General features: G+C 43.6%; 21 protein-coding genes. 6 read left to right on the plus strand and 15 right to left on the minus strand.

What is annotated here, in order from left to right:
• Positions 1 to 2 precede the first annotated feature (2 nt).
• The 13 genes from tssH to RH88_RS20025 form a co-directional block, all read right to left on the minus strand.
• Positions 3 to 2645, minus strand: coding sequence for a type VI secretion system ATPase TssH (tssH, locus tag RH88_RS19965; protein ID WP_005599436.1), 2643 nt, complete (start codon positions 2643 to 2645; stop codon positions 3 to 5).
• A gap of 23 nt (positions 2646 to 2668) precedes the next feature.
• A complete protein-coding gene (gene icmH / locus RH88_RS19970) occupies positions 2669 to 3442 on the minus strand; it encodes a type IVB secretion system protein IcmH/DotU (protein WP_005599437.1) in 774 nt (257 codons plus the stop codon).
• A 2-nt stretch (positions 3443 to 3444) separates the two neighbouring features.
• Complete coding sequence (tssK, locus tag RH88_RS19975) at positions 3445 to 4779, minus strand: type VI secretion system baseplate subunit TssK (RefSeq protein WP_005599438.1); 1335 nt, start codon at positions 4777 to 4779, stop codon at positions 3445 to 3447.
• Between the two features lie 4 nt (positions 4780 to 4783).
• Positions 4784 to 5263 carry a type VI secretion system lipoprotein TssJ gene (gene tssJ / locus RH88_RS19980; RefSeq protein ID WP_005599439.1) on the minus strand — a complete coding sequence of 160 codons (480 nt, stop codon included), beginning with the start codon at positions 5261 to 5263 and terminating at the stop codon, positions 4784 to 4786.
• A 2-nt stretch (positions 5264 to 5265) separates the two neighbouring features.
• Positions 5266 to 6738: a type VI secretion system-associated FHA domain protein TagH gene (gene tagH / locus RH88_RS19985; RefSeq protein ID WP_005599440.1), complete on the minus strand. Its 1473-nt coding sequence runs from the start codon at positions 6736 to 6738 to the stop codon at positions 5266 to 5268.
• Between the two features lie 3 nt (positions 6739 to 6741).
• A complete protein-coding gene (gene tssG / locus RH88_RS19990; RefSeq protein ID WP_174269673.1) occupies positions 6742 to 7758 on the minus strand; it encodes a type VI secretion system baseplate subunit TssG in 1017 nt (338 codons plus the stop codon).
• Positions 7722 to 9491, minus strand: coding sequence for a type VI secretion system baseplate subunit TssF (tssF, locus tag RH88_RS19995; protein ID WP_005599443.1), 1770 nt, complete (start codon positions 9489 to 9491; stop codon positions 7722 to 7724). Before tssF ends, tssG begins: the two co-directional genes overlap by 37 nt.
• Positions 9492 to 9497: 6 nt before the next feature.
• Positions 9498 to 9935, minus strand: coding sequence for a type VI secretion system baseplate subunit TssE (gene tssE, locus RH88_RS20000; RefSeq protein WP_005599446.1), 438 nt, complete (start codon positions 9933 to 9935; stop codon positions 9498 to 9500).
• A gap of 2 nt (positions 9936 to 9937) precedes the next feature.
• Positions 9938 to 11416 (minus strand): type VI secretion system contractile sheath large subunit, encoded by a 1479-nt coding sequence (tssC, locus tag RH88_RS20005; protein WP_005599449.1) that lies wholly within the window; start codon positions 11414 to 11416, stop codon positions 9938 to 9940.
• 41 nt (positions 11417 to 11457) lie between these two features.
• Entirely contained in the window at positions 11458 to 11964 is a 507-nt protein-coding gene (gene tssB, locus RH88_RS20010; protein ID WP_005599452.1) for a type VI secretion system contractile sheath small subunit, read from the minus strand.
• A 326-nt stretch (positions 11965 to 12290) separates the two neighbouring features.
• Positions 12291 to 13310: an SEL1-like repeat protein gene (locus RH88_RS20015; protein WP_138944311.1), complete on the minus strand. Its 1020-nt coding sequence runs from the start codon at positions 13308 to 13310 to the stop codon at positions 12291 to 12293.
• Positions 13311 to 14147: 837 nt separating this feature from the next.
• Positions 14148 to 15407, minus strand: a complete 1260-nt coding sequence (locus RH88_RS20020) for a DEAD/DEAH box helicase (protein WP_005599456.1) — start codon at positions 15405 to 15407, stop codon at positions 14148 to 14150.
• Between the two features lie 58 nt (positions 15408 to 15465).
• A complete protein-coding gene (locus tag RH88_RS20025; protein WP_005599458.1) occupies positions 15466 to 16053 on the minus strand; it encodes an acyl carrier protein phosphodiesterase in 588 nt (195 codons plus the stop codon).
• 557 nt (positions 16054 to 16610) lie between these two features.
• On the opposite strand from RH88_RS20025, the gene RH88_RS20030 reads away from it, so the two are divergent.
• The 3 genes from RH88_RS20030 to RH88_RS20040 all read left to right on the plus strand — a co-directional run bounded on the left by RH88_RS20030 (position 16611) and on the right by RH88_RS20040 (position 20728).
• Complete coding sequence (locus RH88_RS20030) at positions 16611 to 17807, plus strand: aromatic amino acid transport family protein (RefSeq protein ID WP_005599462.1); 1197 nt, start codon at positions 16611 to 16613, stop codon at positions 17805 to 17807.
• 304 nt (positions 17808 to 18111) lie between these two features.
• A complete protein-coding gene (locus tag RH88_RS20035; RefSeq protein ID WP_005599464.1) occupies positions 18112 to 20001 on the plus strand; it encodes a DUF294 nucleotidyltransferase-like domain-containing protein in 1890 nt (629 codons plus the stop codon).
• A gap of 7 nt (positions 20002 to 20008) precedes the next feature.
• On the plus strand, positions 20009 to 20728 hold the full coding sequence (locus RH88_RS20040) for a 3'-5' exonuclease (RefSeq protein ID WP_005599466.1): 720 nt from the start codon (positions 20009 to 20011) through the stop codon (positions 20726 to 20728).
• Between the two features lie 138 nt (positions 20729 to 20866).
• On the opposite strand, the gene RH88_RS20045 is transcribed toward RH88_RS20040, so the two are convergent.
• Positions 20867 to 22438, minus strand: coding sequence for a BCCT family transporter (locus RH88_RS20045; RefSeq protein ID WP_005599469.1), 1572 nt, complete (start codon positions 22436 to 22438; stop codon positions 20867 to 20869).
• Between the two features lie 338 nt (positions 22439 to 22776).
• Here RH88_RS20045 and RH88_RS20050 point away from each other — a divergent pair, with 338 nt between their 5' ends.
• The 3 genes from RH88_RS20050 (at position 22777) to emrD (ending at position 25060) form a co-directional block, all read left to right on the plus strand.
• The gene (locus tag RH88_RS20050; RefSeq protein WP_005599470.1) at positions 22777 to 23253 is read left to right on the plus strand and encodes a MarR family winged helix-turn-helix transcriptional regulator; all 477 of its coding nucleotides are present in this window, start codon (positions 22777 to 22779) and stop codon (positions 23251 to 23253) included.
• A gap of 104 nt (positions 23254 to 23357) precedes the next feature.
• Positions 23358 to 23666, plus strand: a complete 309-nt coding sequence (locus RH88_RS20055) for a cysteine-rich CWC family protein (protein ID WP_005599471.1) — start codon at positions 23358 to 23360, stop codon at positions 23664 to 23666.
• A gap of 188 nt (positions 23667 to 23854) precedes the next feature.
• Positions 23855 to 25060, plus strand: a complete 1206-nt coding sequence (gene emrD / locus RH88_RS20060) for a multidrug efflux MFS transporter EmrD (RefSeq protein WP_005599472.1) — start codon at positions 23855 to 23857, stop codon at positions 25058 to 25060.
• Between the two features lie 106 nt (positions 25061 to 25166).
• Here the strand turns inward: emrD and RH88_RS20065 are convergent, their stop codons facing one another.
• The gene (locus RH88_RS20065) at positions 25167 to 25505 is read right to left on the minus strand and encodes a HopJ type III effector protein (protein ID WP_005599473.1); all 339 of its coding nucleotides are present in this window, start codon (positions 25503 to 25505) and stop codon (positions 25167 to 25169) included.
• Positions 25506 to 25522: the final 17 nt, after the last annotated feature.

Below are 25522 nucleotides of genomic sequence, written 5' to 3' on the forward strand. Positions count from 1 at the left end.
GACTACTCGACCTCTCCGATAAACTCTCCTTCATTAGCCGCTAAATAAATACGATTCACCGGTTGCCTATCGGCAAGTTTATTAAGAAGTGATAAGGAAATCGGCGGCAGCAATTGCCCTTCAATAATAGCTTCCAGCATACGCGCGCCGTTCTCTGAACGATTTGCTCTATTCAGGATTTCTTCAATCAAGCTATCTTCGATGACCACTTGAGCGTCATAACGCTGCTGGAACACTTTCTCAAGGTTAGCCAGCTTTCCACGGACAATTTTTTCCAGTACATCGCGTGCCAAAGGTAGATAAAATACCGTTTCCATTCGCGCTAATAGTGCTGGTTTGAAAAATCCAGCCAACTCTTCGTAAAGCGCTTCATCAAGACACTCCGGATCGTGAGCATTGTCAACAATCGTTTGGTATCCCAAGTTAGACGTCAAGAAGAAAACGATATTTTGACAATCGATCAATCGGCCTTCGCCATCCGACAGTTCACCTTTATCAAAGGCTTGATAGAAAATGTTCAATACTTCAGGGTGCGCTTTTTCAACTTCATCTAATAGCACAACTGAATATGGCATCTTACGAATAGCCTCAGTCAATATCCCACCTTCACCATAGCCAACGTAACCAGGAGGAGATCCAATTAAGCGAGACACCGTATGTTTTTCTTGGTACTCCGACATATTAATCGTGGTCAGAAATTGTTTTCCGCCATAAAGCTGCTGTGCCAGCTGGACCACCGTTTCAGTTTTACCAACCCCGCTTGGTCCGACTAATAGGAAAGCGCCTTTAGGACGCCCAGGTCTACGCAGATCTGCTCGAGCAGTCAACAAATGGCGATGAATACGCTCTATTGCGGGATCTTGTCCTTTGATACTTTCGCCAAGCAAGCTCGTAAGATGAGTAATTTTATACAGTTCATCACTGTTCATTTGATCAACGGGTACCCCAGTCCAATCCGCAATAACTTCAGCAATTTGTTGTGCATCCACTTGTGGGTGCATCAATAGGTCCGTATGAGGAATATCGGCCAACGCCTGATATTGCGCTTTAAGTTGTACCAACAACTCACCACGGCTTGGTTGCTCATCGACATCATTTAACGCGTCGTTAAACTCTGTATTGACAGACGAATTAGATAACAGTTGCTCTCGTAGCGAAATGATCGTTTCAATAATGGCTTTTTGCTGTTGCCATTTTTCGGTTAACGCGGCTTTCTCTTCCTCATCGGCGACTTCTTCACTACATAGCCGATCTAAACGGTGAGCATCGACTTCTTGTCCCAAATACTGAGCCCGCTCTAACATGTCAATTTCGAGTTGACGCTGATGGCATAAGGTCTCAAGTTGCGCTAGCCGTTTAGGGGGGGTGGTGATATTAATCGCAATACGCGCACAAGCAGTATCCAGAACATCTATCGCCTTATCTGGCAATTGTCGACCTGATATATAACGAGCCGACAATTCAGCGGCAGCTTTTAATGCATCGTCAGTGATCAGAACATTATGCGCTTTCTCGTAAGCAGTGTTTAACCCGCGTAAAATATCAACCGCCTGTTCAATGCTCGGCTCTTCAAGCTTTACCAGCTGGAAGCGGCGCGTTAATGCCGGATCCTTTTCAAAATACTTTTTATATTCCTTCCACGTCGTCGCGGCTACCGTACTGAGTTCACCACGGGCAAGCGCAGGTTTAAGTAGATTTGCCGCATCGCTGCCACCCTCTTGGTTCCCAGAACCAATCAACGTATGCGCTTCATCGATAAACAGTATAATTGGCTTAGATGCGGTTTTTATCGCATCAATCACGCCTTTCAACCGTTTTTCAAATTCACCTTTAACGGAGGCTCCAGCTTGAAGAAGACCGAGATCGAGCGAGCAAAGATCGACATTTTTAAGCTGCTCAGGAACATTACCCGCCACAACGCGCAATGCTAACCCTTCAATCATCGCACTTTTACCTACACCTGCATCCCCCACGACAATAGGGTTGTTTTTTCGACGGCGGCATAAAATGTCGATCATCAGGTTAAGTTCATTTTCACGACAGAGCACAGGATCGAGTTCTCCGTTGCGCGCTTGCTCTGTCACGTTAGTACAAAACTTTTCTAGTGGTGACGAATCAGACGACTTTAGTGCCGAGTGTTTAGCATCAAGTTTTTTTGTGTTCTCTTGGTCTGACTCAGAAGAATCTTGGAGCAAGAGATCAAAATTTTTATTTAAGCTCTCTTTGTTGATATTCTCGAATACTTGGATAAGGTTTAACGGCAAATAACGATCAGCCCGAATCAAAGCGGCAAGAAAAATCGCACCTGAACGAAGTTGATTATGATTGAGCTCTGTTGTAGAAAGTAACCAAGCTTCTTGTAGCAACTCAACCAACAATGGCGAGAACGCAGGATAGGTATCGAGTACCTGCTCCCGCATGAAGTTGGTGCCGACGGCCTGTTTGAGCGAATCAACCTCTAAATTTGCTTGTTTACAGATAATCCGCATATCGGATAACGGATTATCCAACAACACATAGAGCAGATGCTCATAAGTCACTTCAGGATGCTGACGTTCAATACATAATGACGCAGCCTGTTCAAGCGCTAACTTACTCTGTTCATTAAGTTTTGAAATCAACTTTGATAATTCAATACGGATCACAACGGTCACCTAGCCTTTTATAATTAGAGTATTTGATTTAATTGATTGATTACATCTGCAGATTTGACGTGCAGTAAGTTGGAATAGCCAAGGAACACGCCCAGCCAAATAACAATAAATCCAACTAAAATTGACCAAACTGGTAATTGTCGACTCAAGTGGTACTTGGTTTTTGCTACAAGCGCACTCGATGAAGTGAGATCTTGCAACTCTCGCTCATTTAGACCGGCGATAGTGCTATGTAAACGCGTGATCACTTTTTGACGTTCGTTGTACCCGCCTTCCATCACACGATATTTACCTTCAAACCCGAGAACCAAGCATTGATAGATGAACTCCAATAACGTGTGATAACGTTTTGGCTCTCCTTCCAAACGACTTAAGATAGTAAAGACTTTCTCTCCGCCCCACGTTTCGTTATGAAAACGCGAAAGCATGGAGTATTCGGCCCATACGCTAGATGCCCCCCAACTTGTTCCCATCACCGCTTCATCTAGGAACGCACAGAGGATATAGCGATAAGCCATCAAAATGGCATGTTCGTAACCTTGTTCGGTCAACTCAATTTCTATCGCTTTAATTTCTTCGACCGTTTGATTATAGATTTGCTCTATATTGTCGCAGTCAGTCAGACTTCTTACTCTCAGTGACAAACCAAACAGTGGTGTCGCCGCATCAATCAAAAGGTTACGGTTTTCCCCTCTCAACTGGAACCAGTAATCTTGGTCGTGATTAATTTGTTCTACATTTTCAAACAGTAAACTACTGTATTGACTATTTTTTTTATCGATATCCATAATCAACTCCTAATCGCCCAGAATTGAAGATCAAGATCTTCAAATGCCCCAGCCACATGGAAGGCAAACCCACTTGAGTGACCGAGTGTCGACCAAGCAGGGCTCGTTTTATCAAGCTGGTAATAAGCGTAACCTGCGTGATAAGGCAACTGTCTTGGCGCAACGGGTAGCAAGTTCAGTGGGATACCCGGTAACTGTAACGAAATCAGCTCACGTATTTTTTCAACGGTCGATACTTTGGTTTGTTGAACAAAGAGATGACGTAACTCATCAAGCGGCATACGGGCTTTTACCGCAATAATGAATTCAGCACTTTCGATCAATTGAGGATCTTGGATTGGTGCTACCATCAAGCCATATTTACGCTTATCCAACTGGATCGAAACGGCGCGCGGTTCCAGTACAATACTCAAGCTCTGCCTTAGATTTCGAATAAGCGGCAGAAATGCGCTACTCGGCATATCATGGTTGTAATGAGGCAATGTCGGCGGTAGGCGGCTCTCATCCGTGAATGTCGCTAACTCTCCACATACACATGCTAGGCATTCAAATAAACGCTCTGGATGCAAATTGCGCAACTGAGCTAAGTGTTGAATCTGAGGTTGAATTCGGTTTAACGCCTGCAACAACATAAAATCCGACACATCTGCGACAGCCCCTTGAGACGGCGAAGCAATACGTTGAGAGATATTCTTAGCTCGCTCGCCCATTAACCCCGAAATTTCGCTAATAAATCGGTGTAAAGACGCATTGCTTGATACATTCAGGTGGCAAGGAATAAAATCAGGATCCAAGACCACGCTACCATCCGGACGTTTTTCTAAAATACGAGCAATCGCTATCGATGCATAAGCACTGCGATCTTCTTTTTCTAGCATTAATTGCATACGCACAGGTGACACATCTAACGTCGTACTGTCGCCGCCAACGGTATGCACATCGCGAACTTCAATACGACTGCTAGCATAGCGCCCTGTTCCCCGCTCTTCCGGCCAATCAATCTCCATCAGTGAATCGCTGCGCAGCGGCACCGCAAGATACACTATCTGATACGCAAGCGATGAATCTTCTACTTCGAGCGCATCGGGCAGTACATCCTCTTGTGGTATACGAAAAACCGTCCCATCAGGCATGACCCCTACTGCTCTTTCGATCGATATACGACCAAACGAAAGGTATTCAGGGTTAAGTGTTAACTCAGAAACACCATAGAGATAGCGGTTAACCGAGCCCATACGTTCATCAAGCACATGTTCAAAGTAACGCTGTTGCTGCTGAAAGTGCTGGGGCTTGATAAACAAGCCTTCATTCCAAATTACACGATTACGCGTAAACATCTTGTTATTCCACCCTTTCTAATTTCACATCGTAGTCTTTGAAATACATCAACAAATGGTACTCCCTACCTTTGTTCAACACTTTTACGGCCTTTTTCCATTCACTTAGATCCGGCTCCGAAAAGTGTGCCATGATGCCGATATAGTTGGTTTCTTCATCAACCTCTATCTCATTGACAAACTTGAACTGCCCTGGCGTAAGGACATAATCGTAATTTTTGACAAAGTTACTGCGTAGCGCGCCTTCATAGTCGTCTTTCATCTGATCATAATCAGCAGACATAAACATTGAGTCATCGACCAACTCAAAGACCTGAACCGCGATTGGCGCCGCTTCTCCCCAAATGTTTGGGTTGGTACCTTCATCACTGACTAAGCTAAACGTTACTTTCGTTGGTTGCTCAGGTGGAGCGATGGGTTCTGATGAACTACATGCTGTTAACGCTGTCAGTAGCATCAGTAGAGCAAAAGAGCGTATATTCACCGTTATAACTCCAACTGTTTTTCACGTACTTTTTTGTCGTATGATTGCTCGAAGATTTCCCAGAACAATTTTTCAAAGCCTTTTTGACGGTCAGAAGTAAGCTCTTGATAATAATGGCAATACATTTCCCACGCCCACGACTCAGGACTTTGATTATCAAGGTCTCCGTTTCGCTTATAGTGTTGAAAACGGCGCAGTAATACTTGAGGAGAGAAAGCATTGAGAATTTGACTTAGTGCTTCACCCGTTGCATGTTGCATTGCTTCATTGTGGTCGCGGACATTCTTCAAACTCTCCGAGATAGCCGCGGGCGCTGATAAATGCACCAAACTCTTGTCGGTGTCATATAACGTACGAATTGTTTCTTCGTATGAAAGACCTAAGCGCAATGGATTATCTTCAATCGGTTGTAGATTGCGATTCATTACACCAAATCGACCTTCGCATACTTGTTGATTCAGTTGTAAAAGACCTTTCACGCAAGCTTGAAGCGATTGACCAAGCTCCTCAGACAACATATGCATCTTGTCCATATCATGGCTGTTGCCAACATCGACACCTAATCCATTAAGCATCGGTCCTGTCAGTAAATGATTGGCTCTTGCTGACGAACGATTCTGCTCATCGCCCGTAGGAGGAAAACTTTTCGCGACTTCCTCTTCCAATAAATCTAATACCTTATCGTTCATCCCTAAGCCCTCTGGTACGTTTAAAGTGTCATTATTTGTGTGTGGTGCAGTCGACGATACATTGGTAGCCGATTCGGTCTGCGCTAACGTCGGCGATTGCCCATCTGATTTATTTCGGTGTAACCCTAGAATTTTCTTCAACCTGATTGATGATGTCATTTCGTAATCACTATCTGCTTGTGGAGTAATCTGAGCTTGGCCACGTTGAATATCATTTTCTGGCACAATGGTTTGTTGCTCATCCGTTGCTAACTGCGTTTCTTGAAGCAGTGACTGCTCTTGTTTAAAGTCATTAAATAATTCATCTAGCGCCGCAATCGGATCACTTGATTGATGGTTTTCTGTCTCATACTCATCACTAACCGAATCGAGCTCATCTTCGCGCAATAAGTCAAATCTATCTGTTTCAAAAAGCTGCTCAATTGATTGACCCTCTTGGACTGATTCATCTTCATTTTTCGCAAGAGTCACTCGTAGACGATATGGACCAATCACCACTTCGTTGTTATGCTCAAGTCTTGCAAATGCGCCCCGCCCCAATGGCATATGCGAACCGTTCACATAAGTCGCTCCACAAAGATCTTCGATACAAAACTCACCATCAATGACCGCCACTTCGCAATGCTGCGCTTGCACGGAACTGTATGCATCGCTCAACCGCCATTTCGCTGCAGGTGACGATCCAATCACCCCCCCTTCATGCGTAAAAATACGCTGTGCAGATAAGCCTGACTGTAGTTGTTGAGCATTCACAACTAACATGGAGAGTCTTTGTTCGATTTGCATATTCTATTGCCTTACTTGTATAAGCACGTTTTTGTCTGATAGTTCGCCACCCAAAAATGACGTCCAACCTAGGGCGACACTGTTCTTTCGACAGAGCGTCATTTCGGGCACTTCACTTTCATGCATGGTGAGTTGCAGGTCATACGCCATCTGTTCTCGTAAAATAAACTCAACCAATTTACATAATGGTTGGTACTCTTTTCCCGAAGGTAAGAAATCGGCAAATTTTTCGCGCGTTAGCCCACCAATGCAGATGGTAAATTTGCCGTTACAATCCATCACCGACTCACCCAACAAGGTATCCACGCCCAACTCGCCATTTTGTCGACCTAAACTCAACTGTTGATAGGGTTGAATGGCGACTTTGCGCCTTACCCACTGAGTAATCGTGACTTCCTTTAAATCAAAACAATGGGCAATAATGCCTGACACAACTTGTGGTGAGCGGCTGCGTCCCGCCAACAGCCCTGAATACGCAAGCATCTTGCACCAGTTAATCGGCGTTTCTCCACGTAAGTCCGCATCACCTAGCCCGACCAAAGCAAACAGCTGAGAAGAGAGCTGATCTTGTGCATCGGGCTGAAAACGAACGTAGTAACGATATTTACGCCAAATGCGATAAACCAAGTTGATCAGACGATTGTTAAAAAAATCTAAGAATGGGCGCTTAAAACCACCTCGGTCTTCTTCTACCAACTGCTGTAAAATAAAACCCGGCAGTGGCGACTGTGCCCCCGTCAAACCAAAAAAATTCGTTTGTAAAATCAAACGTTCGTCATCACGCTTTTCTAGATCAATCACATCCGCAGGCGCAAAACCTAAACTTGGATTCGCACTAAATACCAACTGACATGCTCGTTCCCAATCTTCCGATTCAGGATTGAACGCATGAATCTTCTGTAACAACTCAACCAACTGATAAAAGTTGTAGTTTCGTACATCATCTGGCAACGCTAGCAGGGATTCCTGAAGCTCTGACATTTCTAGATCAACGGCTGCATTCCTGCCTGGGTTCCCCATGTGTACTTCTCTTGGTTGGACGCATTAATCACCACCAATTCATGAAATGAATTGATGCTGGCATAAAGTGCAAAGAAATGACTTAAAACGGTGCCGAACAGATATAATTCACCTTCCGAGCCAAAACAGTTTTGGTCGATATATATCGTCGATTTAAGGCCTCTTACTGGTAAACCGCGTAAAATTTTATCCACTGGCTGTGATTCGATTTTCTGAATACCTTCAAGTCGTAACTGAGCAACTCTTTCAGCTTGTCTGTCAACCAGAGCTCTAAAGTCGTAAGCCCTTAGCACACTGCTTAAGGCGTCTTTAGAGAGTAAAGATAGATAATTAAGCGACAGGTTAGAAATCAACATCCACAGTAAGCTACCATCCAAAACTGGGCGTAACGATTGTGATGGCACCGTAATATTACTAAAGGTGGCAAACGGCGGTGAGGTATCTGTCGGTTCGCAAATATCACCAACACCCAGCTCCAATGGTAACAATCTATTTGTACACGTTAACTTGAGAGAGACCGCTTCATCGACTTGCATCGACTGTGTTTCATCTCCGCGAATAAAGGCAATAAAATTGTCAAAACCATCTCCTCGAATACTATTCTTAACTCGAGTACGGTAATACAAAGCTTCTCGATTTCTTGCTCGCTCAACTTCATGCTGAAAACTTTCAAACGCAGAATAAACTCGTTTCTCGCCACGAATACGTTGGCTCGCTTGGGTTTTATCTTGCCAACCAAAGACGCCATCAACACTGAACACTTCATAGTGAGCAGGATAACGACTTGAAGGAACAACACGATACTCAGAACGCCTTCCTGTCAGATCAATAGGATCTGCATCATGATCAAACAAGTTGATTACCGGTGTACAATAAAGTTGGAAATTGTCTTTTCTAACTCTGACATCCGTCGGTAAAGTCTTGGTAAAGCTGATTTTTAACTTAAAATCGTTGGTTACTGATTTAGGTAACGCCGATTTGAGTTGCGTAATATCAAAAAAATGAAATGCTTCTGGGAACGACAAATATTCTTGTAGTACACGATAACCTTCGTAGACATTATTTGGATAAGGCAATAGCGCTTGCTCGCTATCGAAACCGACCGTTTTAAGTGCGTTTTTCGGTAGTGAAAAAGGCGTTCCATCCACCTCAATCCAAACCTTATCCAAATAGTGATTCAGCCATAGGTAAAGCATCTGTGAGCTGTATTTATCGCCGCCTAAGTAAAAACGGAGATCATCAAGATGAATGTCACCAACGCTATTCTCACCCAATAAGCTAAGTGAGATATCAATCAAGCTCGCTTCTCTTGTATGGTGAGAAGTTACGTCGATACATTCAATCGGATAGATGTTGACATCCCGACAGGTTCTGAAATGACATTTCGTGCCGAATACTGGCTTACTATCGAGTTGCGTACCTCGACCTATTTGATGCTTGTCACTCACACTCTTATCTGGACTAAACGCAACAATACTCATGCTCGGTACCGGGCGAAGATAATTGGGCCACAACATATTAATTATTGAGTGTGTCAACTCAGGAAATTCGTCCTCCACTTTTTCACGCAGGCGAGCTGTCAAAAATGCAAATCCTTCGAGTAAGCGCTCCACATCAGGATCAGTTGTTCGTCCATGCAAAAAGCGCGACAACTGAGGATGAATCTCGGTAAACTGCTTACCCTGCTCTTTAAGAAAGGCAAGTTCTTCTCTGAAGTACTTATCTTGGTTCATAATCTTCTAATACACTTGGTACTTGCGGTTCTGGTCCAGCAACAAACTTAGCTGTACACGGTCATGCAACGCTTCACTATTTATTTCGGCAACAATATTGAAGCGCAGCATAAGTGGACTGTAAGGATCAGATTCAGAGCGAATTTCAATATTGCGTAATCTCGGCTCATAACTCACCAAGCAGTTTTGAATTGCAAACTTTATGCGCAATGACAAATCCAACGTTTCCAATGTTGCATCATTAAAATCGACTAAACCCAACATCGGGGCGCTTTGCGCTTCGCCAAGACGTGTATTTAGTATATTTGAAACGTTACGCTTTATTGATTGAAGTACGTCCATGGCATCTGGTCCTTGCGTTAAGGACATCGGCTTGGTGCCAGTTTCTAAACGTTCTAGAAATCCGACACCAAATGCGCTCTCTTCTGGGGCGATATAAGTCATCGTTATGCTTGATCTAATCGACCAACTAACGACAATTCAAAGTTTGCACCCATGTACTTAAAGTGAGGGCGAACAGATAAGGAGACTTGGTACCAACCTGGCTCACCCTCGACATCCATTACTTCAATTTTTGCAGCGCGAAGTGGACGACGGCTACGTACGTCTGCTGGTGGATTTTCTTGATCAGCAACATATTGTTTGATCCAACCATTGAGCTCTCGCTCCAGATCTTGACGCTCCTTCCACGAACCAATCTGTTCGCGTTGCAGGACTTTAACGTAGTGTGCAAGGCGGTTGATGATCATCATATAGGGTAATTGCGTTCCCAATTTATAGTTAGTTTCCGCTTCTTTACCTTCTTTGGTATTCGGAAATACTTGTGGCTTTTGAATCGAATTTGCTGAGAAAAACGCAGCATTATCACTGCCTTTACGCATCGTCAACGCAATGAAACCTTCTTCCGCTAACTCAAATTCTTTACGATCAGTGACAAGCACTTCTGTTGGAATTTTACTTTGCAAAGCCCCCATGGATTCGAACACGTGAACAGGAAGATCATCCACTGCACCACCGCTCTGAGGACCAATGATATTGGGACACCAACGATATTTAGCAAAGCTATCAGTTAAACGAGTGGCGAAAGCAAATGCAGTGTTACCCCACAGATAATGCTCATGGGAAGCGCTAACATTTTCTTGATAATTAAAAGACTTAATCGGGTTTTCTATTGGATCATAAGGTACGCGTAGTAAAAATCTAGGTGCTGTTAAACCAAGATAACGCGCATCTTCAGACTCACGTAAAGAACGCCATTTTGTGTACTTAGGCCCTTCAAAGGTTGATTTCAAATCCTTGATATTAGGCAGCTCTTCAAATGACTCAATACCAAAGAACTCAGGTCCAACACTCGAAATAAACGGTGCATGAGCCATTGCACCAAGCGCTCCCATAAATTGAAGTAACTTCATATCAGGAGTGGAAGGCGTAAAGGCAAAGTTACCAATAATCGCACCAGTGGGTTCACCACCAAATTGACCATAGCCCGAAGAGTAAACATGTTTATATAGACCAGACTGCGTTGTTTCTGGTGCAAATTCGAAATCTTCCAATAACTCAGCTTTGGTCGCGTGCAACAAATCTACTTTGTTATTTTCACGAAAATCCGTGCGGTCGATAAACAATTTCAAACCGCGCCATGATGACTCCATCTGCTGGTAGCTTTCTTGGTGGAGTATTTCATCCATTTGCGCACTAATTTTCTTATCAAGTTCAACAAGCATCTGATCAACAAGTGATTTGTTAATTTGATCATCGACTTGATTAGAACCAATGAGATTTTCAACAAATGCGGCGATCCCTTTTTTGGCGACGTGATAACCTTCGTCACTTGGCGCTATGCGTGTCTGAGCCATGATTTCATCGAGTAAGCTCCCTTGCTGGGCAGCTTGTACTTCTGGGATGGCTTCTGTAGTGGTAGACATCAATTTCATTCCTAAATCTGATTAAATAACAAAGAGCTTAATTACGCCTTGGGCTCTTCTTTGTCGCTAACTAAGCTGAGCTCGGACAACAATTTTTCACGCGATTCTTCTGAATTGAGTAACGTTTGTAGGCGCTCTCTAAATGCAGGAATGTTGCCTAGTGGACCTTTCAAAGCCACTAGAGCTTCACGCAACTCAACCAATTTATTTAGTTCAGGAACTTGAGCAGCGACAGCATCTGGTGAAAAATCCGCTAACGATTTAAAGCTTAGCTCTATCGGTAGCTCTGCATTTTCTTCATCGCTTAGTTTATTGGGAACTGTTGCCGAAATTTTTAAATCACTCTCGCGCATCACTGCTTCAAAATTGTTTTTATCAACGGATACCGCCTCTCTTTCTTCAAGAGGAGTTTCTTCTGCATGCCCTTTAAAATCACCAACGACAAGCGTTTTCAACGGTAATTCTATTTCCGCCTGAGAGTCCCCTGTTGATGGGATATATTTGATATTAACTCGCTCTTTCGGAGCGACACTTCCTTCTTTAGACATTTCAAGCCTCCAATTCCATACCAACTCTGTGTTCTTAAGGTTTATTTACAAAAAACAACATAAACTGAAATTGCTTTAGTTATGTAAATTCAACGTCAAAATTATGAATATTATTTATAATGATAAAACTAGCAATTAAAAACAACCATCACCAACTACATAAATTAAAGTTCAACCCCAGACCCATTAAATATTTACAAATCAATCAACGAGTCAAAATAAAACTAACCGCACACTATATTTATTTGCATACATAATAAACACCAAATTTAATAAAACACGATCTCAATCTAGAAATGCAGAGAACCATAAAGTAAATCTAACCACTATTGGATATCCCAAAATTTATCATGATTATAAAAATTTACGGTTTTCTTAAATTTAAGATATATATTTAAGGCTTGTTCTTTTTCTTCGGCGTTAATCGTTAATGAAAGCAATTCTTCATCATTTGAAATCACAGAGTAAAGCGATGTCATCCGCTCTCTTCCTGCAGAAGAGAGATACAAATCCATATAAGCTTTTGCGGTAACCTTATCGGAAGGAACAAAAGAATAGTTCGAACTTTGTCCAATCAATATCTTCGCCATCACAGCTAGCGATGTAATATCACCATTTTGTAATGCTCTTTCACGCCATTGATAAGCATCTTCATAACGACCAGTACTTTCCAAAACCTCGATGTAACGCTTCATCGCCGGTATATATTCTGTCTCTGCAGCTAAAAGATATAATGATTCAGCTTTATCAGAGATCTCTCCTGAAAGAACAGCACTTCCGTCTCGATCCACCAGACTGTCCGCTCTTTCCATCAAAGCTAACGGATGTTTGAATTCAATCGCTTTATCTAGATAATAGGACGATAGCTCTTCATCGTAGTCACGATGAAAACGCGCCAGTTCGTACATCGCCTGTGCGGGCTTGTCTCGTCCTAACAAAATCACACTGGTGTAGTATTGTGAACGCCAAAAATTAACATCGACCTTTCGTAGCCAATCGGTATGTCTATAAAGTTGGTACATTGCACGGCGGTTACCTAATTCGCCAGCTTTGAGCAGATATTGTCTTGTGTCTAACGGTGTTCTCTCGTTTGTTTTGTAATTATTCAGCTCCATTGCGTACAAAAATGAACCCGCTGCGCTATCTTTATCTGCCGCTTGCTTAAGATATACCCTAGATTCCAAATTTTTATATTGTGCCCGCATTAATCGGCCTTTTTCTAAAGCTTGTTCCGCAGACATTGCACTTACTTCATATTCATCTTGGCTAGCTGAAGCATGAGGAACAACAAGTGAAAACAACACAAAAGTTGTACATACTTTGAGACCCATATTAAAGACTTTCATTATATAACCAATTCAATCCCTTCTTTAAATAATCACGCTTACTTAATTAACCATATAAACCATTCACCAAAACAATAAGATGAAACATATATCAGACAAACAACAACCACCGTTAACATAGCTGCTTTAATCACAAAATAGTCATTAAGAATACAATCAACATTAGATTGCTAATCAAACGATATACTTACAAAAACCTGGCTAAAGATCACATAGCAATGTAATTGACAATTCTAAAATAAGTTGTTTAGACTGGTATTTTATATCATTCAACTTTCAAGATGACATACTAAAAGAAAGTAGAGTAAACAAAATACAATTCCTCGTAAAAATAACAAAAACGTTAATTCGCTTCATTTATACAAGCAACAAATGAAAACTATTTCAAATATCGTAAAACGCTTTTCAACCGTCTACGTTAGTACACCCATTGATTTAATCGCAGTGAAAAGTCAATCATTGCAGATGAATTGATATAAGTAAAAACAGTGGCTATTAATATTGGAATGCTATTCAAAGCTACACCGCAACGCGTCAACAGAATACCAAGCACAGATCCAGCTTTGATAGCAACTTTTTGGTCACGATTTTATCTAACACGATGGCATTTTAAAGTATGACACTCTATATAGATAATGCAGCTATATTTGGATTTGACATTGCAGATATCAAGGGACTTATTGGCTAGTGATAAGTTGGAAACAGGAGTGAGTTTCTTTTCATTGATCGCGGATATTTCACGACCAAGCTAGGCTCATTTCTTATTCAAACACAAAAAAACGGCCTCGTATTGACGAGGCCGTTTGGTTTATCTCATGACTACCTAGTTTAACGCTTCTAGCGACGTTTACCGCGCCCAGAATGAATATTCATCTTTGCCTTCATTCGACGCTTTTCTGATGAACGGCTATTACGGCGTGATGGATGCTCTGGTTCAAGATCTTCAATTAAGCTAGGCTCATAGCCCTCAAGCCACTCTTGCGGTAATTTTTTGTCTAACAGGCGTTCAATTGCCTCTAGCAAGTACTCTTCATCTCGGCTCATCAGTGATACAGCCAAACCTTTCTTACCCGCACGCCCGGTGCGACCAATACGATGGATGTAATCTTCCGCTTTGAACGGCATATCGAAGTTGATCACTTGTTCAAGTTGATTGATGTCCAAACCTCGTGCCGCGACATCTGTCGCGATTAACGCGCGCACTTTACCAGCTTTAAAATCATCAAGTGCTTTTTGGCGCGCGCCTTGGCTCTTATCACCATTGATAGAAGCGGCTTTAATACCATCAAGCTTAAGCTCTTTGGCAAGCGCATCACTGCCCTGTTTTGTTTTGGTAAACACAAGTACTTGTTGCCAATTACGCGAACCAATCAAGTAGGCCAACAATTCTGTCTTACGCTTTTTATCAACAGGGTGAACCATTTGCTCTACCGTGTCGGCAGTACTGTTCTGCGCTGCGATCTGCACTTCTACGGGACTGTTTAGCATTTTATAGGCAAGATCTTTGATTTTTTTATCGAATGTCGCCGAGAAAAACAACGTTTGACGGTCGGAGCTCATCTTGCCCAAGATACGCTTCAAGTCAGGCCAAAAACCCATATCAAGCATGCGGTCTGCTTCATCTAGGACTAATGTTTGTGTACGCTGCAATGAAACATTTTTACAGTGCATGTGATCAAGTAGACGACCTGGGGTGGCGATAAGAATGTCACAGCCTTGATGTAGGTTTCTTGTTTGCACATTCATACTGGTACCGCCGTACGCTGTCACTATTTTTAGCGACGTGTTAACAGCGTATGCCGTAAGATTATCGAAGACTTGTTGAGCAAGCTCTCGAGTTGGTACCAACACTAACGCAGAGACATCATTGCGTTGTGGATCACGTGAATAATCTTGATTGCTTAAGCGCTGAATGATCGGCAAACCGAACGCCGCTGTTTTGCCCGTACCGGTTTGCGCCCCCGCTAAGACATCTTTGCCTTCGAGAACTGGAGGGATCGCGTGAAGCTGAACTTCCGTAGGAGAGTTAAAGCCTAATTGGCTGACGGTTTCAACAAGAGTTGGCTCAAGGCCCAAATTCGCAAATGGTTGTGACATATTTCTGCTACTCAATCAATTAACGGCAGCGATTCTATACTCAAGCGCCCTACTGTGACTAGTTTTCAGCTGAGAAATCTTGGCTAGCAAGCAATAGTTTGGGATAAAACTCAGCAAACAGTTGCTGCAGATCGTCGTAGTGCCGCTGCAAATAGGGATAGCATTGCGTCAATGGCGCCATTGTTGATCTTCTTTCCGACATCCGCTTCAGAGCAAATTCAATATTCTCCAAATCTCGGTAGGACTCTAACCATCGTCCACGCCACATGTTCTCACTTACCAATGCGAAACGCTCTGGTAGGTGTGTCACGCTCGTTTCTTTTACGATCGTTTCTGATCGCTGACAAAACAGGTCTAAGGGCTGAGCATGATAACGAGCCCAATGGGTCGCTAAGCAATGATCCCAAAAGACATCCAATGCAATACCGGAATATCGTCGTGGCCCTTGCGGGAAAAACTGTTTCGCTCGCTGCATAATCACCGCACTGTCGGTATAACTATCAACAAATCGATGCAGTCGTATACCAGCGGCAATCTCAGGCGTGTAATCTCGGCTCGGATCCCCTTTGACAAAATCACCTAATAGATTGCCGAGTAAACTCGAACGACAGTGATGCGCAATATGGAGATGAGCAAGAAAATTCATAACTATTCGCTTTTTTTTCAGGACATATTGATAAAAGCACAAAGCCAGCGCATTTGCACTGGCTTATCGGGGAGAATCACGTCACTCAAAGCGTCGGATTTGTATGGGGTCGTTACTAAAGTAACTCGTCCGCTGTTTGTTCGAAGTCTTGCTCGTAATTTGATAAATCAATACCAATTTCAATTGCGTCGAGCAGCTCTAAGCTTTCTTCGTTAAATGTTTGGTCACTCATGTCGACCTCCTTCTTTAATTATTAGCTTAAGTACACTGGGCACTCAGCCGTTCCTTTGTAACGACTTTATATGACAGACGCATGAAAGGCAAAAGCGCTTTGAGTGATAACTTTGCACCATCGCACAGGCAAACGTTTAAATTCGCTACAATCCACATCTGTAAATTAATATGTACAACAATGGAATTATATCTGTACAACCCACTTGACGTTTAGCTAAATAGCCTACAAAATGCCAATTAGTAGGGTGAATAAGTCTATAGAACTGTTCCTCACTGGGTAGTTTACTACTCAAGCAACCACTAACGTAAAGAATATTATACAGATGAGTAAATCAAAGGTTTTAGGTAGTACTTTGATTATTGCCGGTACTACAATTGGCGCAGGGATGCTAGCTCTGCCACTCGCCTCGGCAGGCATAGGGTTTTCAACTTCACTGACCATCATGGCTGCATTGTGGGCTCTAATGGCGTACACCGCGTTGATCATGGTTGAGCTCCACCAGCACGCAAGCAGCGATGCAACACTGCATACACTCGCAAAACAGATCTTAGGTAAAAAAGGCAAATACCTTGCCAGTTTTGCCATGCTATTCTTATTTTATTCTTTGTGTGCTGCCTATATTGCTGGTGGCGGATCACAATTCAATCAACGTTTAGATCAGTGGTTTGACCTAAAATTATCAGCAGCCAGTGGCACGGTGATCTTCACCTTACTCGTCGCCTCAATTGTGGTTATCGGTACTGCGACCGTCGATAAAGTAAACCGAGTGCTGTTCACTCTGAAACTTGTCGCCATGGCAACCGTTTTGCTATTCCTTGCCCCGAATGTCACTCAATCTTATCTGCTCAGCATGCCGATTCAGCAAGGTTTAATTGTCGCAGCGATTCCCGTTATTTTTACCTCATTCGGCTTTCATGGCAGTATTCCGGCGATCGTTCGTTACCTCGATGGTGATACTCCCGCACTGAAAAAAGCCATTGTGATTGGCTCTGCGATCCCGCTTGTGATCTACATTTTTTGGCAGCTAGTGACCCTTGGCGTCGTCAGTCAGTCAGAATTAGTCGACAACCAAGGTTTAGCCGCACTTATTTCAACGTTGTCTGCAACCGTTCAGCAAAATAACATTGCCAACATCATCGGTCTGTTTGCTGATCTCGCGCTGCTGACTTCATTTTTAGGTGTCAGCTTAGGTCTATTTGAATTTCTTGGCGACAGCATCAACAAACAGAAAAACTCTCGAGTGCTTACCGGATTAGTCACTTTTACACCACCAATGTGTTTTGCACTTTTCTATCCGCAAGGGTTCATTATGGCACTTGGTTATGCGGCAATCGCCTTAGCAATATTAGCGATATTCCTGCCGGTTGTGATGATTCATAAAGTTCGCCGTACTGAACACAATGCGCCCTACCAAGTCGGTGGTGGTAATCTTGGCTTGATGGTCTGTACTGGCGTGGGTGTGATGATTGTGTCAGCCCAAATTCTGATCACCATCGGAATCCTGCCCGCACTAGGTTGATTCTCCAATGAATCACACCAACTTATTGAACCGCTTGTAGCACTAACTGCCTATGCTACCTGGTCGCTCAATAAGCACTTAAAATAAAAGGCTTAGTGATACGCTAAGCCTTTTATTTAATGCCATCGCGTAGCCAAATTTGATACAACTATTCCCTGCTTCAGCTCCTCTCATGCTCCTCGCTATTTTATTTAGTCCCTTTGTCCAAAGATCTGTTTAAGGCCACATCCATGCCTTTCTCGGCACAATCAGTAAGAATCATGTACCATTTAACTATCATATATTGAATACCATGGGTTGCTCGATGGAAGCAGAACTTTTAGAAATCAAACATTTCTTAGCGCAACACCCTCCGTTTGACGAACTCGAAGATGACGTTTTAAGTTACATCTGTCGCCACGTTGAAATTGCTTATTATCGCGAAGATACACCGATCATTCATTTCGGTGATCATATACATGACCTTTATATGGTGCGCAGCGGTATTGTTGAGGTCTATCGTCGTAAAGGTGAGTTATATAATCGGCTAGATGAAGGGGCGTTATTTGGCCAAATGGGGCTATTAACCAATAATAAAGTCCGCTTTCCTGCCAAAGCGATTAAAGACACTCTGATTTACTGCATTCCAGAGGCAGTCTTTCAAGAGCTCTATGATCACCATGAAAGCTTTGCTGACTTTGTCGAAGTTGAGCATAACACCCGCTTAAGGCAAGCCGTTTCCTCGTCTCATAACGACAACGATCTCACGACATCTAAAGTACGCACATTGCTTACAGCGGCCCCACCTTTTGTACACACAAGCGAAAGCATTCAAAACGCCGCGATAAAAATGGCAGAAGAGAATGTTTCTTCTTTGTTGATTATCGATCCGGACATTGCGCAAAATGATGACGACGATGGTTCTGGCCTAGTCGGTATTATTACCGATCGGGATCTTTGTACCCGCGTATTGGCACAAGGCCTAAACCCTCACGACGCAGTCGCCTCAGTGATGACCACCGAAGTTATTTCACTAGACCACAATGCGTATGTCTATGAAGCGATGCTCACCATGTTGCGTTACAATGTGCATCATCTCCCTGTGCTTAAAGATCGCCAACCAATCGGTATTATCGAAACCACCGATATCGTCCGCTATGAATCGCAGAACTCACTGTTACTCGTTAGCAGCATTTTTCAACAACAAAGCATTGACGATCTCGCGGTACTATCGGAACAAGTCAAAGACAGTTTTGTTCGCTTGGTCAATGAAGATGCCAATTCACATATGGTTGGCAGTGCAATGTCGGTCATTGGCCGCAGCTTCAAACAGCGTATTGTCGAATTAGCCGAAGAGCAACTTGGGTTAGCCCCCATCCCTTATTGCTTCCTTGCGCTTGGCTCTATGGGACGTGACGAACAACTTTTGGTAACCGACCAAGATAATGCGATCATCCTTGATAATAGCTATAACCCCGCCGAACATGGTGACTACTTCGCCAACATGGCAACCTTAGTGTGTGATGGCCTAGCAAAATGCGGCTATACCTATTGCACTGGCGATATTATGGCAACCAATCCAGAGTGGCGCATGACGCGGAGCGAATGGGAAGAGTGCTTTGCCGATTGGATTGACAATCCAAATCCAAAAGCCTTACTCAATGCATCGATTTTTTTCGATCTAGATGGTGTCTACGGCCGGCTGAAATGGGCTGAACAACTCAATGGTTTTATTGTTAGAAGAGCACGTAAAAACAACCGTTTTCTCGCTTGTTTAGCCCGAAATGCACTGAATCGAACGCCACCATTAGGATTTTTCAAAGATTTTGTTGTGGAAAAAGATGGCCAGCATAAAAACTCCATTAACCTAAAAAGACGTGGCACCGCACCACTGGCTGATCTGGTTCGCGTCCATGCGCTCGCCGTTGGCTCACGGTCGCAAAATTCTTTTGAACGTTTAGACGACATCCACGATGCGGCCATTTTACCCAAAGGAAAGGCACATGCGATACGCGATGCTCTCGAATTTATTTCTATGGTACGTATCCGCCACCAAGCGTTTGACGTGGAAAACAACATTGAGCCAGATAACAACATTGAGCCCGAAAATCTGTCTGAATTTGAGCGCCGTAATTTGAAAGATGCATTCCAAGTCTTAAGCAACGCGCAAAATTTCTTAAAATTCCGCTATCAAGGCAATAGCGCTTTAAAGTGAGGACATTATGCTAAAAAAACTCACTCAGGCGCCGATGATCAATTGGCAGCAAAAATACGCGCACAAAGCAGAGCTATGCCAAAATGAAATACTCCAGCGCTTCTATCAACAAGCGTTACCGCCGGCCAACACACCAATAGAGCAAGTTAAGTTCCTCGCAATGGACTTTGAAACGACAGGTTTGAACCCTGATAGCGACGACATTATCACTATTGGAACCGTGCCATTTGATCTAAATCGAATCTATCTTAACCAAGCCAAACATTGGACGATTAAGCCACGTAAGCAACTTGAGGAAGAGTCAATTGTGATTCATGGGATCACTCACAGTGATCTCATTGACGCTCCAGACTTAAGTGATGTTTTCGAGGAAGTACTTGAGCAGATGGCAACGAAGGTGATGGTCGTGCATTACAAACGAATTGAGCGAGCGTTTTTTGATCGCGCTTTACGTGATCGAATTACAGAAGGAATTGAATTTCCACTCATTGATACGATGGCAATCGAAGCCAATGTGCAGCGTCGACAAAATGGAGGGTTGTGGAACAAGTTACGCGGCATCACGCCACAATCTGTTCGTTTAGGTCGCTCGCGGACTCGCTATAATTTGCCGCCGTATTCTCCACACCACGCACTCACAGACGCGGTAGCAACGGCAGAGCTACTGCAAGCGCAACTCGCCTACCATTATTCACCCTCAACATTTGTCGGCCAATTGTGGGAGTAATCGACCAACTTGCATTAAATTAAAATCAACAACACAGTGATAATGGTAAAGTTGCATCTACAAAAAGCAGCGCAGTAAAAAGGGACGCAAGCAAGCGTCCCTTTTTACTTAAAGATTTGCGACCAGTTGGTCTTAATCTTAGTATTTCTCGGTGCGCATACCCATCACCAAGCTGACGCACATCATCAATAAGACGAAGGTAAACGGCAAGGCCGTTGAAATCGCACCGGCTTGTAAGGCTTGTATCGCCTCGGTACCACCAATCCATAACAAGGCTACGGCGATTGCACCTTCCATAAACGCCCAAAACACACGTTGTAGCACTGGCGCATCTACCTTACCACCGGCGGTAATACTATCGATAACCAGCGAGCCAGAATCTGATGACGTGATAAAGAAAACCAGCACTAAGACGATGGCTATCACTGACAATATGCGGCTATACGGCAATACATCAAACATTTCGAACATCGCTAATGAGATATCTGTCAGCCCTTTGGTGCCAAGAATGCCCACTTGGTTGGCAACTTGATCGATCGCCAGACCACCAAATACGGACATCCACAACATCGTCACTGCTGTCGGCACTAATAAAACCGCAGTAATGAACTCGCGCACTGTTCGGCCACGTGATACGCGTGCGATAAACATACCGACAAATGGTGACCAAGAGATCCACCATGCCCAGTAGAACACAGTCCAACCTTGGAACCATGCCTCATCTTGTCGACCATGGGGATTACTCAACGGGATAAGATTTTCAACATAAGACATAAAGGTGGTAGGAATATTACCGATCGCGACAGCCCAACCAACAAGTGCTACCAAAATGAGCAGAACAAAAGCAACGATCATATTGATATTACTGATCACCTTCACGCCACCATCGATACCACGGATGACCGAAACAACTGCAAGCAACGTTACCACCGTGATAACGACAATTTGCAGCCCTAATCCCGCCGGTATACCAAAGACATGATGGATACCGCTCGCCGCTTGCTGCGCGCCTAAACCCAGAGAGGTCGCAAGACCAAACAGTGTCGCGAGTACCGCCAATATATCAACAACATGACCGGCCCAGCCCCATGCGCGATCGCCTAAAATCGGATAAAAAATAGAACGAATTGAAAGCGGTAACCCCTTGTTATAAGCAAAAAAGGCCAACGACAGCGCCACCACTCCATAGATAGCCCAAGGGTGTAATCCCCAGTGATACATGGTCGCGCCCATCGCCAAGCGAGCTGCTTCAGGTGTATTAGCTTCGACGCCCAGCGGTGTTTCATACCACCCCGTATAATACGCGACAGGTTCTGCAACACTCCAAAACATCAAACCTATACCCATACCCGCCGCAAAGAGCATTGAGAGCCAGGATAGGTACGAATAGTCGGCACTGGCATCAATACCTCCTAAGCGAATACGACCGAATGGACTCACAATCAATACCAAACAGAAGACGACAAAAATATTGCCCGACCAAATGAATAGCCAATCAAAACTGCCGATAATTTTCCACTTCAACCCGTCGAGTGCCGTTTTAGCCGTCTCAGCATCCATCACCAAAGCGGCAACTAAAAACAGCGCAATGAAACCCGCACTAAACCCAAACACTGGGTTGTGAACATCAAAACCCCACTTTTGCACATTATCCTGACCAACTGTGTAATCAGTACTATCTATGCTGTACTTATCGATTCCTTTTGTCATAGTTTCTCTCTAAGTTTTCATTCTATACATCGACATCAACAATCACTTAGAGTTAAAAGGATTATTGGAACGATGAATTTTGATTAATCTCTCAATAGTGTACGCACATTAGTGTGATACGCCAATAACGGCTGGCAAATTAGGCATTATTAATTAAAATAGTAGCCTAAACGATGAATAGTCACTTCGTCTTTTGATCATGACGTAAATTATTCGACCTCAAATCAATTTGTCCTCTAATGTTTATTGAGTAGGGTGATGTTTTCGCTTTCACTTCTATTTACCGCTCTTTTAGGGTATGTTCATCAGCGTAAAAGACTAGGTTTTAAGGGTTTATCTTGGAAAAGCACGAAGAAGTTCTTGTGTCGTTAAGACAAATTATCCGCGCGATTGATTTACACTCAAAAAAGCTGAGTAAAGAGTCAGGTTTGACCGCCCCACAGTTGATTTTGATGCGTTCAATACGAGATCTCGGGGAAGTCACGATCAAGCAGCTTTCTAACCACACCAACATGAGCCAGGCCACTGCAACCATTATTCTTGATCGCTTGCAACGCAACGGCCTAATCGAACGTAAACGCAGTGAAACCGATAAGCGTAAAGTGCATGCTGTATTGACCGAGCAAGGTAAAGAGCGTTTAGAGCAAGCCCCAATGCCTTTACAACAGAGCTTCATCAACAAATACCAACAGCTCGAAGAGTGGGAACAAACATTGTTGCTTTCTTCAGTACAACGGTTATCAATGATGATGAATGCGGAAGATATCGATGTCGCCCCCGTTCTGGAGCTCGGTAGCATCACGAAAACCGATTGATCCCACTTCTTCGCAAATGGAGCTCACGCCCTCGAGGTAAGCTCCATTTGTTAGCAACTCGCTTGTTATCTATATTGTCCCCTTTAGGAAACTCGGAGCACAGAGTGAAAAGCCCTTGTATTGCAGCTTGTAAGAACAACGCAGGAATTTGTAGTGGTTGCCATCGCACGATGGAAGAAATCAGCCAATGGCGCCATTTCGACGAAACACAGCAGCAAGTGATCATGGATCGTTTAAGCGGCAGCCAAACAACACACGATTGCCCAACGTGCGCCAAGCCCACCCATTGCGATATTGCCGCTGGAAAAACGGATTGTTGGTGCTTTACGATTGAAAAGCGCGACCTGTCAAACACAGTAAAGCAGTCTCAATGCCTGTGTCGTCAGTGCTTATCGGAACACCCCGTTGCTTAGCTGAATTTGCATTAGTTTTTTTAATCCAAATCATAGATTTTTATCTTGCTGAAAATCATACATTTCCATTGATAACAAGTCAGACAAACACTAATATCTCGCCGCTGTTAATTCCCTTATACATTTTTTAATTAGCTGAGCTATCGCTCCGTTAAGGGTTGTTGTACTTTTTTTAAGGTAACTTGCGGATGTCTGCTACTTCACCAATCTTCAAATTCACGTTTCTTGTTGCGATCTTGACCGCTGTCGGTCAAATGACGCAAACAATGTACGTTCCATCTATTGGTCAGATGGCGAATGAATTTTTGGTTTCCCCGGCGAGTCTTCAAGCTGTCATGGCTTGTTATTTGATTCCTTACGGATTATCTCAGTTTGTCTATGGTCCACTGTCTGATCGTATCGGCCGTAAGCCTATTATCTTAGGCGGTTTGGCGATCTACATTGTGGGAACATTGGTGGCGCTATTTGCTCACAACTTCGAACTGTTTCTCGCTGGAAGCTTTATTCAAGGCTTGGGTATCGGTTGTGGTGGTGCAATGTCTCGCACATTAACCCGCGACTGTTATTCCGGTGCAGAACTTCATCGAGTTAACAGCCTGATCAGCATGTGCGTGATTTTTTCACCACTGATGGCACCGGTACTTGGCGGCGTATTAACAGAAATGTTTGGCTGGCGTTCAAGCTATTTGTTCTTAGCTCTATTTGGCATCGCGGTTGTCATTACAATGGCCACCAGCTTCACTGAAACATTACCTCAAGAGAAGCGTCGTTATGAAAAAGTCTCCAATAGCTATAAGTACGTGTTATCAAACAAACGTTTTCAAGGTTATTTGATCTGCCTTGTCGCCACGTTCTCTGGTGTCGCTATTTTTGAAGCGGCTGCAGGTGTGTTATTGGCCGGTGTGCTGAAACTGCCAGCCACCACTGTTAGCTTGCTATTTGTGTTACCTATTCCGGGTTACTTGGTGGGTGCAGGCTTGTCTAGCCTCATTGCAGCGCGTCGTTCAGAGCGTGCGGCACTTAATTTTGGTTTATTCGCGATCACCGTCGGTTCAATTATCGTATTGGTTCCCGGCTTATTTGGCCAAACCACCGCATTAACACTGATTGGTGGTGCGACGATCTACTTCCTTGGTTCTGGTATTTTATTTCCAGCGGCGACCACTGGCGCACTGTCACCGCTCCCTTATCACGCGGGTACAGGTGGTGCGGTACTTGGTGGGATGCAAAACCTTGGTGCGGGCCTAGCGACGTTATGCGCCTCTTTGATCCCAGCGCCGAACCAATTACCTTTAGGGGTATTGATGCTTGCGATGTCTTTATTGGCGATGATTGGCCTTGCTCGCGTCAACAAACGCCAAGATCCGTCTAACGAAATGCCACTGGCGGTTTAATTCTCGTCGAGCCTCTTTCGTTTTTCAAAGTGATACGCATAAAAAAGGAGCCTGAGGCTCCTTTTTTATCAAAACTGGGATTTTATTATGCTAATCATGGGCAATCTTAGCTTAATGCGACACCTTCAAATTTAATTCCAGACCAACCGTGGGCAATGAAATTACGGATATTTTGGTGATCTTCCCCATCAGGATTACCCAAAACATCATTGCGGTAATAACCCCCAAAGAGTGCCAACGTTTGTTGCTCGGTGAGTTGGTGTTTCTGCGCAAATGCAAAAATTTTACACGAGCCATTATTTTCACCAGCGGGGTTACGCGCAGTACCATTACTAAACGAAGTTGGAGTAAATTGGTATTGGCTATCGATCACGGCCATAGTTTGCTCAAATTCAATCGTGTTTGGGGTTGCTTTAAGCAACTCTAAAAAGTTATTCAATTCCATATGTTCACATCTAATCG

The sequence above is a fragment of the Vibrio scophthalmi LMG 19158 genome (assembly GCF_000222585.1).
Lineage (GTDB): Bacteria > Pseudomonadota > Gammaproteobacteria > Enterobacterales > Vibrionaceae > Vibrio > Vibrio scophthalmi.

Excerpts from the sequence above, each read along its gene's own strand:
- tssF (WP_005599443.1), bottom strand. The coding sequence starts at position 9,491 with ATGAACCAAGATAAGTACTTCAGAGAAGAACTTGCCTTTCTTAAAGAG.
- tssK (WP_005599438.1), bottom strand. The coding sequence starts at position 4,779 with ATGTTTACGCGTAATCGTGTAATTTGGAATGAAGGCTTGTTTATCAAG.
- icmH (WP_005599437.1), bottom strand. The coding sequence starts at position 3,442 with ATGGATATCGATAAAAAAAATAGTCAATACAGTAGTTTACTGTTTGAA.
- tssE (WP_005599446.1), bottom strand. The coding sequence starts at position 9,935 with ATGACTTATATCGCCCCAGAAGAGAGCGCATTTGGTGTCGGATTTCTA.
- tssC (WP_005599449.1), bottom strand. The coding sequence starts at position 11,416 with ATGTCTACCACTACAGAAGCCATCCCAGAAGTACAAGCTGCCCAGCAA.
- RH88_RS20030 (WP_005599462.1), top strand. The coding sequence starts at position 16,611 with ATGAGTAAATCAAAGGTTTTAGGTAGTACTTTGATTATTGCCGGTACT.
- tssG (WP_174269673.1), bottom strand. The coding sequence starts at position 7,758 with ATGGGGAACCCAGGCAGGAATGCAGCCGTTGATCTAGAAATGTCAGAG.
- RH88_RS20040 (WP_005599466.1), top strand. The coding sequence starts at position 20,009 with ATGCTAAAAAAACTCACTCAGGCGCCGATGATCAATTGGCAGCAAAAA.
- RH88_RS20035 (WP_005599464.1), top strand. The coding sequence starts at position 18,112 with ATGGAAGCAGAACTTTTAGAAATCAAACATTTCTTAGCGCAACACCCT.
- emrD (WP_005599472.1), top strand. The coding sequence starts at position 23,855 with ATGTCTGCTACTTCACCAATCTTCAAATTCACGTTTCTTGTTGCGATC.
- RH88_RS20025 (WP_005599458.1), bottom strand. The coding sequence starts at position 16,053 with ATGAATTTTCTTGCTCATCTCCATATTGCGCATCACTGTCGTTCGAGT.
- RH88_RS20045 (WP_005599469.1), bottom strand. The coding sequence starts at position 22,438 with ATGACAAAAGGAATCGATAAGTACAGCATAGATAGTACTGATTACACA.
- RH88_RS20015 (WP_138944311.1), bottom strand. The coding sequence starts at position 13,310 with ATGAAAGTCTTTAATATGGGTCTCAAAGTATGTACAACTTTTGTGTTG.
- RH88_RS20065 (WP_005599473.1), bottom strand. The coding sequence starts at position 25,505 with ATGGAATTGAATAACTTTTTAGAGTTGCTTAAAGCAACCCCAAACACG.
- tagH (WP_005599440.1), bottom strand. The coding sequence starts at position 6,738 with ATGCAAATCGAACAAAGACTCTCCATGTTAGTTGTGAATGCTCAACAA.
- tssB (WP_005599452.1), bottom strand. The coding sequence starts at position 11,964 with ATGTCTAAAGAAGGAAGTGTCGCTCCGAAAGAGCGAGTTAATATCAAA.
- RH88_RS20020 (WP_005599456.1), bottom strand. The coding sequence starts at position 15,407 with ATGTCACAACCATTTGCGAATTTGGGCCTTGAGCCAACTCTTGTTGAA.